Origin of the sequence: Kitasatospora sp. MBT66 (assembly GCF_000710405.2) — a bacterium.
In the GTDB taxonomy this organism is placed as follows: domain Bacteria; phylum Actinomycetota; class Actinomycetes; order Streptomycetales; family Streptomycetaceae; genus Kitasatospora; species Kitasatospora purpeofusca.
The window spans coordinates 746,435-755,168 of the sequence record NZ_JAIY01000003.1; the positions used below are offsets into that span (position 1 = coordinate 746,435).

The 8,734-nt window shown below is 74.0% G+C and carries 8 protein-coding genes and 1 pseudogene; 5 read left to right on the forward strand and 4 right to left on the reverse strand.

What is annotated here, in order from left to right; all coding sequences use genetic code 11:
- The coding region (locus BI06_RS05360) for an ABC transporter substrate-binding protein (protein WP_082558276.1) at positions 1-954 on the reverse strand (954 nt) is incomplete at its 3' end.
- Positions 955-1,215: 261 nt separating this feature from the next.
- Positions 1,216-2,268, reverse strand: a complete 1,053-nt coding sequence (locus BI06_RS05365; RefSeq protein WP_082558277.1) for a GlxA family transcriptional regulator — start codon at positions 2,266-2,268, stop codon at positions 1,216-1,218.
- A gap of 145 nt (positions 2,269-2,413) precedes the next feature.
- On the opposite strand from BI06_RS05365, the gene BI06_RS05370 reads away from it, so the two are divergent.
- Entirely contained in the window at positions 2,414-3,052 is a 639-nt protein-coding gene (locus BI06_RS05370) for an HD domain-containing protein (protein ID WP_043465457.1), read from the forward strand.
- Positions 3,053-3,213: 161 nt separating this feature from the next.
- Positions 3,214-3,612 (forward strand): SHOCT domain-containing protein, encoded by a 399-nt coding sequence (locus tag BI06_RS05375; RefSeq protein ID WP_030395200.1) that lies wholly within the window; start codon positions 3,214-3,216, stop codon positions 3,610-3,612.
- 34 nt (positions 3,613-3,646) lie between these two features.
- Here the strand turns inward: BI06_RS05375 and BI06_RS05380 are convergent, their stop codons facing one another.
- Positions 3,647-5,095 (reverse strand): DUF3488 domain-containing protein, encoded by a 1,449-nt coding sequence (locus BI06_RS05380; RefSeq protein WP_199523231.1) that lies wholly within the window; start codon positions 5,093-5,095, stop codon positions 3,647-3,649.
- A gap of 367 nt (positions 5,096-5,462) precedes the next feature.
- Here BI06_RS05380 and BI06_RS05385 point away from each other — a divergent pair, with 367 nt between their 5' ends.
- The 3 genes and pseudogenes from BI06_RS05385 (at position 5,463) to BI06_RS05395 (ending at position 7,914) form a co-directional block, all read left to right on the forward strand.
- Positions 5,463-5,948 carry a DUF6325 family protein gene (locus tag BI06_RS05385; protein ID WP_051740264.1) on the forward strand — a complete coding sequence of 162 codons (486 nt, stop codon included), beginning with the start codon at positions 5,463-5,465 and terminating at the stop codon, positions 5,946-5,948.
- A 52-nt stretch (positions 5,949-6,000) separates the two neighbouring features.
- A complete protein-coding gene (locus BI06_RS05390; protein WP_043465459.1) occupies positions 6,001-6,291 on the forward strand; it encodes an SHOCT domain-containing protein in 291 nt (96 codons plus the stop codon).
- A 2-nt stretch (positions 6,292-6,293) separates the two neighbouring features.
- Positions 6,294-7,914 (forward strand): annotated as a pseudogene (locus BI06_RS05395) (MFS transporter).
- Positions 7,915-7,953: 39 nt separating this feature from the next.
- On the opposite strand, the gene BI06_RS05400 reads toward BI06_RS05395, so the two are convergent.
- A complete protein-coding gene (locus BI06_RS05400; protein WP_233290014.1) occupies positions 7,954-8,502 on the reverse strand; it encodes a hypothetical protein in 549 nt (182 codons plus the stop codon).
- Between the last annotated feature and the right edge of the window lie 232 nt (positions 8,503-8,734).

Here is an 8,734-nt window from a genome sequence, read left to right on the forward strand (position 1 = left end):
GACGGCCGGCGGGAGCATCAGGCGCCAGTTGCCGCTCTGGTCGGCGGCGAGGGACTCCATGTAGCCGCCGTACCAGGCGGGGTTGGGGCAGACGGCGACCTTGCCGGCCTTGACGGCGGCGTCGTAGCCGGGCGCGCCGGGCGAGCCCTGGACGTCGAGCAGCAGCCCGGCGTCGTTCATCTCCTTGATCAGGGTGAGCGCCCGGACGGCCTCCGGCGAGTTGATGGTGATCTTGCCGTCGATGTTGAAGTAGAAGGTGCCCTGGAGCTGGAGCAGCAGCTGGAAGAGGTTGGCCGAGTCGGCCTGCGAGGCCGAGCGGTCCACGGCCAGCAGCGCGGTGCCGGTGGCCTCCTTGACCTTCTTGCCCGCGGCGATGACGTCGTCCCAGGTGGCGAGCGAGGCGGCGTCGACGCCGGCCTTCTGGAAGAGGTCGGAGCGGTAGAAGAAGCCGCTGGCGTTGGCCTCCCACGGCAGGGCGTAGACCTTGGACTGGCGGGAGACGGTCTGCCACAGGCCCGGCGCGAAGGCGTCGGCGTACTTGTTGGCGCCCAGCGCGCCGAGGTCCGCGAGGCCGCCGGGGAACTTCTCGATGTAGCCGGGCAGGTAGTCGACGCCGATGTGCAGCACGTCGGCCAGGCCCTGGCCGCCGGCCGCCATCGCGATGGTGATCTTGTCCCAGATCGCCGGGTTGCCGATGTCCTGGACGGTCACCTTGACCTTGGGGTGGACGGCGTTGAAGGCCGGTATCAGGGCCTTGAGCTCGGCCGCCGGGTTCTTCCAGCTCCAGACGGTGACCGATCCGGACAGCTCGCCGGAACCGCCCGCGTCGCCCCCGCCGGAGTCAGAACCGCCGCACGCCGCCAGGACCGAACCCCCGCCGGCGGCCACCGCGGCCGCGCCGATCCCCTTGAGGAAGCCACGCCGACTCGGCCCGCCCACGATTCTGCCACCCATGCCCGGAGCTCCTTCGCTCTGCTCGGGACCGCCGCCGCACGCGGCGGTCCCGACCGATTGCGACGCACCACCGATCGGTGCCGCCGCCGTCCCGCCGATCGCGGGAACGGGAGTGAATCTAGCCAGGCCACGAAGGGGTTAACAACAGTTTTCGAGAATTTTTCGTCGTGCAGAGCGAAAACGTTACAACGTGACGACCGAGCCCGGTCCGGGCATGCAGAAGCCCGTGCCGCCGGTCACCGGCGGCACGGGCTTCGCAGGTCAGCGCGGTGGGAGCCGGGCGGTACCGAAGCGTCGGCGGTAGTCGGAGGGGGTGGTGCCCAGATGGTGGGCGAAGGCCCGGCGCAGGCTCTCGTCACTGCCCAGCCCGCTGCGCCGGGCGGCCGAGGTGACGCTGTGGCCGTCCAGCAGCAGCTGCTGGGCGCGGTCCAGCCGCACCCGCTCGACCCAGCGGGCCGGGGTGGTGTCCAGCTCGGCGCGGAACAGCCGGGTCAGATGACGGGTGCTGACCGCCGCGGTGGCGGCCATCGCGGGCAGGCCGTGGTCGGCCGCCGGGTCGGCCAGGACGGCCTCGGTGACGGCGCGCAGCAGGTCGCCCAGCGCGGGCGGACCGGCCGCGGCGGTGGAGAACTGGGACTGGCCCCCGGGGCGCCGCATGAACATCACGAGTTCGCGGGCGATGCCCCGGGCGGTGTCGGCGCCGTGGTCGTCCTCGACCAGCGCGAGGGCGAGGTCGATGCCCGCGCTGATGCCCGCACCGGTGTGGAAGCGGCCGTCGCGCACATGCAGGGCGTCGGGCTCGACGCGCACCTCGGGGTGGCGCCGGGCCAGCGCGGCGGCGTGCCGCCAGTGGGTGGTGGCGCGGCGGCCGTCCAGTTGTCCCAGCGCGGCCAGGACGAAGGCGCCGCTGCAGACCGTGGCCACCCGCCGGGCCCGCTCGGTGAGGTCCCCGGCGGCGGCGAGCAGTTCCCGGTCGGGCCCCCGGACGGCGAGGTGGTCGGCCCCGGCGATCACCAGGGTGTCCAGCGGGCCGGTGTCCGCCGCGGCGACGGTCCCGGCGAGGGCGACACCGTTGGAGGCGGTGACGGTGCCGCCCCGGGGCGAGACCAGGACGGTCGGGTAGGGGTGGCCGAGCGCGCCGGCCAGGTGGAAGACCTCCAGCGGGCCGCTGAGGTCGAGCAGGGTCAGCTCGTCGAACACGAGGAAGGCGACCCGGCCGGGCGGGTCCTGCTCCGTCGTGGCCTGCGCCGTCGTGTCCGGATGCGTCGTGGCCTGCTCCGTCGCGCCCGGATGCGTCGTGTCCGGATCGGTCATGTCCGGATCCGTGGTGCGGAGGGCAGAAAGGACATGGCGCCAGGCTACGCCACCGCGCGACAGTGGAGGGGTTCGCCGAGCGGTACCGAGAGACCTTCGACGTACCGGAAGTACCGGAAGTACCAATGGAAATGGGGAAGTCGGGATGAGCGAGACGATTGCCGGAGTGCGGGTCCCGGACAGCGCCCTGGCCCGGGAGGCGACCGAGCTGGTGCGGGACGCCGCCCCGCCGCTGCTGTTCGACCACTCCCGCCGGGTGTTCCTGTTCGGGGCGCTGCGCGGCGCCGAGCAGGGGTTGGACTACGACCCGGAGCTGCTCTACGTCGGGGCGATGTTCCACGACCTCGGGCTGACCGGGCGGTTCGCCCGCACCGACCGGCGGTTCGAGATCGACGGCGCCGAGGAGGCCCGGCGGTTCCTGCTCTCCCACGGCATCACCGGCGAACCGGCCGACCGGGTGTGGACGGCGATCGCCCTGCACACCACCCCGGAGGTCCCGCTGCACATGGCGCCCGAGATCGCCCTGGTCACCCGGGGCGTCGAGCTGGACGTCCTCGGCATCGGCTACCACGCGGTGAGCGACGAGCAGCGCGCCGCCGTCACGGCCGCGCACCCCCGGCCGGACTTCAAGAACCGAATCCTTGCCGCGTTCACCGAGGGCATCAGGGACCGCCCGGCCACCACCTTCGGCAACGTCAAGGCCGACGTCCTGGCGCATTTCGTCCCGGGCTTCGAACGGGGCGACTTCGTCGAGGTGATCCTCGGCTCGGACTGGTCCGAGTGAGGCCGGTGCCCGCGGGGTGAGCGCGGCATCCGGGCTCCGCAGCGGTCCCGCCTCACCCGCCCGGGGTGGTGCGCGCGCGGGCGAGGGGCGTCACCGTGGGCCACGGGGGGTCGGACCCCGGTGCCCGGTGGTCCGGTCGGCTCGTTCTCCGGAGGCAGGCGATGGACGACTACCCGCTGCTCAACATCTTCCTCACGACCATGTGGATCTTCCTGTGGATCCTCTGGTTCATGCTCCTGTTCCGGGTCTTCGGGGACCTCTTCCGCGACGACTCGGTCGGGGGCTGGGGCAAGGCCGGCTGGTGCGTGCTGCTGATCGTGCTGCCGTTCCTGGGCGTGTTCGTCTACCTGATCGCCCGCGGCAAGGGCATGGGGATGCGGGAGGCGGCCCGGGTGAAGCAGGCGGACGCCGAGTTCCGGGACTACGTGCGGGACGCCGCCGGGTCCGAGGCCAAGCGGCCCAGCGCCACCGAGGAGCTGGCCCGGCTGGCGGACCTGCGGCGGGACGGCTCCATCACGGAGGAGGAGTACCAGCGCGCCAAGGCGCTCGTGCTGGAGTGACCGGCCCGCAGGAGAGGCAAGGGGAACGGTGCCGTCAGGGGCCCTGGACCGTCACGGTCGGGGGTCCCGGCGGCGCGGGCGGCACCGGCGGCGTCGGCGGCCCGGGCGGCGGGGGCGGCTCCGCCGGCGGCGGCTCGGCCGGGGCGGCGGTCCGGTAGGCGGGGGCGAGGAACTCGCGGACCGCGAACGCGGCCAGCACGACCACGGCGAACCAGAACACCACCATCGCCGTCGGGTGGTCCCAGAAGGCGAACAGCACGGCGGCGACGACCAGGATCGCCACGCCCGTCCAGCGCTTGTAGCGGCGGACGAAGCGCTCCGCCGGCCCGGCCCGGAAGCCCGCCGAGTCGGCCGCCGAGCGCAGTGCCGCCACCCCGTGCCCAGCCACCGAGCGGACGGTGACGGCGGCCCGCGAGGGGCCGATGAGGAACGCGCCGAGCACCACCACCAGCGCCAGGAAGCCGACCACCCGCACCGAGGTGCGCAGATAGGTCACCAGCGCGTCGTAGACGGCGCCGGCCGCGGCGGGCGAGGCGTCGGTGGGCAGGTGGTCCAGGAAGTAGGAGCGGAACACCGTCAGCGCGATGCCGAGCAGCAGCATCGCCGCCGCGATGCCGAGGGCGGCACCGGCCAGCGCGCGGCGGCGGTTGACGGCCGTGAACACCGCGCCGGCCGCGACCAGGACCGTGACCACCGGCATCCACCAGCCGAGGATCTCCAGCAGCCGGAAGCCGCCGCGGATCTTGGCCAGGTCGGGCGAGGAGAACACCACGAACTGGGTGTGCACCTCCGGGATCTTGGCGGCGGGCGCGAACCCGGCCTGGACCAGGGCGGTCTTCACCCGGTCCACCATCGGCCCGATGTCGATCACGACCTCGTCGTTCTTCAGCACCACCGCGCCGCCGCCCTCGCCGGTGAGGGCCTTGACCATGGTGGCGTGCCCGGCCCGGACCGCCTCCTCCCAGACGGTGGCGAAGGCGTCGCTGGTGACCACCCGTTCGGCGGCGGAGTGCACCAGGTTGGTCAGCGCCCCCTCCAGCGGACCGGTCAGGCCGCCCAGCAGCTGGGCCAGCCGGGGCGGCACACCCTGCTCGGCGGCGGCCTGGGACAGGTCGTTCACCAGGGCCTTGACGTCGACCTGCTCCGTCGCGGCGTCGGTGATCCGGTTGGCCAGGGCGTTCTGGACGTCGGGGTTGTGGGCGAGCGGCGCCATGGTGGCGACGAACCGGTCGGTGTCGGTGATCTCGTCGTGGGCCCAGACCGCGATGACCGCGAGCAGCGACAGCACGGACGCGACCACCACCAGGACGACCGAGCCGGTGGTGCGCAGCCGGTGGTGCTCCTTCCTGCCCCGGGCGTCCGCCTCCAGCTCGGCGACCCGGCGGTGCAGCGCGTCCAGTTCGGCGCTGTCCGGGCGGCCGGGCTGCGAAGGGCCCGGCTGCGAAGGGTCGGGCTGCGCGGGGCCGGGCTCGGTCGGTGGCATGGGCGCGGCTCCTCGTTCTGGGCGGCCCGGGGTCGGGGGGCGCCCCGGGCGGACCGGTGGCGCCGGGAGGCGCGAACACCGGTGCACCCAGCCAAGGACCCCGCGCGGCGCTCGGCGAGCAGGGCTGACCCAGCGGGGTGACCCCGGCCCCGTCCGCCACCCGGTCGCCCGGCACCCCACCGACCCGTCCCCGTCCCCTCCGTCACCCTGTCGCCCCGTCCCTCCGTCACCCCGAACAGGTGAGCCGCCGACCGCGGGCGGCGGGTTAGCGTCGCTACGGGTCGGTGTCCGGGCGGCGCCCGGACCGGCCCCCGACCGGCGCACCCAGCCGGCCGGACCGCACGCCCTGACACCAGGAGGAGCCGACGTGAGCAACGCACCCGATGCGCCCGGTGGGGCGGACGAAACCGAACCGGTCGACCTCGGCCCCATCGACTACCTGGTGATCGCGTTCCCCGGCAGCCACCTCAGCGGCGAGGGCCTGCCGCTGCTCGTCGACCTGGTCGAACGCGACATCGTCCGGATCCTCGACCTGATCTTCGTCCGCAAGGACGAGGACGGCACGGTCACCGCCGTCGAACTTGCCGACGTGGACGGCGACGGGATCCTCGACCTGACCGTCTTCGAGGGCGCCTCCTCCGGTCTGCTCGGGGACGCCGACGTCACCGAGGCCGGTCTGCTCCTGGAACCCGGCGACTCCGCCGTGGTGCTCCTCTACGAGAACCGGTGGGCCGCCCCGCTGGCCGCCGCCCTGCGGCGGGCGGACGCGCGCATGGTCGCCAGTGGCCGCGTCCCGGTCCAGGACCTCCTGGAGGTGCTGGACGCGCTGGAGGAGCTCGACGCCGCCGGCTGACCCGCGCGGCCCCCACCCCACCCCCGATCTCCCTCACCCCAGGCAGGAAGCCATGCCCGGACTGCTACGTGGCGTCGCCCGCACCGCGGTCGTCGCCGGAACGGCCACCGCCGTCTCCAACCGAGTCTCCCGCCGCCAGGCCGGCCGCTGGGCGCAACAGGAGTCCTACGCCGAACCCGCCCCCGCCGCCCCGGCCGCACCCCCGCCGGCCGCCGCGCCGGCCGCCGCGCCGACCATGGAGGAGAAGCTGGACCAGCTCAAGGACCTCGCGACGCTCAAGGACCAGGGGGTCCTCACCGAGGAGGAGTTCGCCGCGCAGAAGGCCCGGATCCTCGGCAGCTGACCATGGCGAACCGCTGGAAGCCCCTGGCCGTCCTCGGGACCGCCCAGTTCCTGATGGTGCTGGACGCCTCGGTGATGAACGTCTCGATCAGCCAGCTGGTCGAGGACTTCGACACCGAGGTGACCGCCATCCAGGCCGTCATCACCCTGTACACCCTGGTGATGGCGGCCTTCATGCTGACCGGCGGCAAGATCGGCGACATGTTCGGACGCCGCCGGGTCTTCGTGATCGGCCTGGTCGTGTACGCGGTCGGCTCGGGGCTGACCGCGGTGGCGCCCACGGTCGGGGTGCTCGCCCTCGGCTGGTCGATCGTCGAGGGCCTGGGGGGCGGCCCTGGTCCTGCCCGCGCTGGCCGCCCTGGTGGCCGGCTCCTACTCCGGCCGCGACCGCGCCGTCGCCTACGGCGTGATCGGCGGCCTGGCGGGCGCCGGCATCGCGGTGGGCCCGCTGCTCGGCGGCTGGGTGACCACCTATCTGACCTGGCGGCTGGTGTTCGCCGGCGAAGTGGTGCTGGTCGTGACCATCCTGCTGCTGATGCGCTGGATACCGCCGCAGCCCCGGCCGACCGACCCGCCCCGGCTCGACCTGCTCGGCGTCGTGCTCTCCGCCTCGGGCCTGGCCCTGATGGTGCTGGCCGTGCTGCAGAGCGGGACCTGGGGCTGGGTCCAGCCGCGCAACCCGCCGTTCACCGTGCTCGGCTTCGCGCCGACCCTCTTCGTCGTCGCCCTCGGCGCCACCCTGACCTACGCGTTCTGCGTGCACGAGCGACGGCGCGAGGGCCGGGGCCGCACGCCCCTGGTCTCGCTCGACCTGTTCGGCAACCGGACACTGCGCTCGGGACTGATCAGCCTGTTCAACCAGAACACCGTCCTGCTGGGCCTGTTCTTCGTCATCCCGCTCTACCTCCAGGTCGTACAGGGCCTGAACGCCTTCGAGACCGGTCTGCGGCTGCTGCCGGTGTCCGTGACGATGCTCGGCGCCTCGATGTCGGGCACCCTGCTGCTGCGCTTCGCCTCGCCTCGCACCATCGCCAGGGCGGGGCTGCTGGTCCTGCTCGCCGCGACGCTGTGGCTGATCACGGCGATCGGACCGGACCTGCACGGTGCCTCCTTCGCCGGGGCGATGGCCCTGCTCGGCGTCGGGATGGGCATGCTCGCCTCGCAGCTGGGCAACACGGTGCAGTCCAGCGTTCAGCCGGAGGAGCGCAGCGAGGCCGGCGGGCTGCAGTACACCGCGCAGAACCTCGGCTCCTCGCTCGGGACGGCGCTGATCGGGGCGATCCTGATCGGTGCCCTCGCGACCTCGGTGACCAGCCAGATCGAGAGCGATCCCCGGGTCTCCGGGGCCGTCGCGCAGCAGACCGCCGTCCAGGTGGAGGCCGGACTGTCCTTCGTACCGGCCGACCAGGTGGCGTCCGCGCTGGCGTCGCGTCCGGACGTGCCGCCGCAGGAGGCGGCCGCCGTGGTGGAGAACTACCAGGACGCACAGATCGACGGTCTCAAGGCCGCCGTGCTCGCCTGCTCCTGCATCACGGCCGGCGCGGTGCTGTTCACCGGCCACCTGCCGGCCACCCGGCCGGACCGGCCGAAGGCCACCCGGTCGTCCCGCCGAACGGGTGACTGAACCGCGTTCCTGCGCATCGCGCCGGGCGGCGGGCGCCCGTCAGTGGCCGACCGCGACCTTGGCCGCGACGATGACCAGTCCCAGCACCAGGTTGACGGCGCCCTCGACGACGACCTGGCGGGGCCGGGCGCCGGCCCGGTGGGCGCCCAGGGTGGCCCAGGCCACCTGCTGGCAGATCGCGACCGTCAGCGCGAGCCAGGCGTTCTCCCCGGCGCCCAGCCACGGGCTGACCAGGACCGCCAGCGCGGGCAGCGCCGCGGCCTCGACGATCGGCCACTCGTGCCGGCCGACCCGGCGCACCTGGCGGAAGGTCACGTCCTTGCCCGCCTCGCGCTGCCCGGCGACGTGCGCGTAGACGTGGGCGGCCCAGAAGACCAGCCCGGTGATCACCAGCAGCAGGATGAGCGACAGCCTCGGGTGGGCCTCCTGGGTGCTGGACGCAGCGATCACGGAGGCCGCCAACATCGAGCCGTAGACCGCGCCCGCGTAGTCCGTCCGCCGTTGCGGGAAGTCGGAGCCCGGGTCGGCCGCGCCCGGTTCGGGCGGACCGGGGACACGGCGGCGGGGTGCCGGTCCGGGGACGCTCACGGCGGCCTCCTGGGGGCTGCGCTCGGCCGGCTCGCCGAGTCCTTGCCGCGATCCTCGCCGCTCGGGCCCCGCCCGGCCACCTCCGGCGGGCGCGGCCGGACGGCGGCCGGAGCCCGACGGCGGCCGGGACCGGGCCGGGCCGGACAGCACCCGGCGCGGACGGCACCCCGCTCGGATGGCACCCGGCCTCGGGGCCGTACTACGGTCGAAGGGACGTTCCCCCGGGCGGTCC

Excerpts from the sequence above, each read along its gene's own strand:
- BI06_RS05365 (WP_082558277.1), bottom strand. The coding sequence starts at position 2,268 with ATGACCGATCCGGACACGACGCATCCGGGCGCGACGGAGCAGGCCACG.
- BI06_RS05370 (WP_043465457.1), top strand. The coding sequence starts at position 2,414 with ATGAGCGAGACGATTGCCGGAGTGCGGGTCCCGGACAGCGCCCTGGCC.
- BI06_RS05375 (WP_030395200.1), top strand. The coding sequence starts at position 3,214 with ATGGACGACTACCCGCTGCTCAACATCTTCCTCACGACCATGTGGATC.
- BI06_RS05380 (WP_199523231.1), bottom strand. The coding sequence starts at position 5,095 with ATGCCACCGACCGAGCCCGGCCCCGCGCAGCCCGACCCTTCGCAGCCG.
- BI06_RS05390 (WP_043465459.1), top strand. The coding sequence starts at position 6,001 with ATGCCCGGACTGCTACGTGGCGTCGCCCGCACCGCGGTCGTCGCCGGA.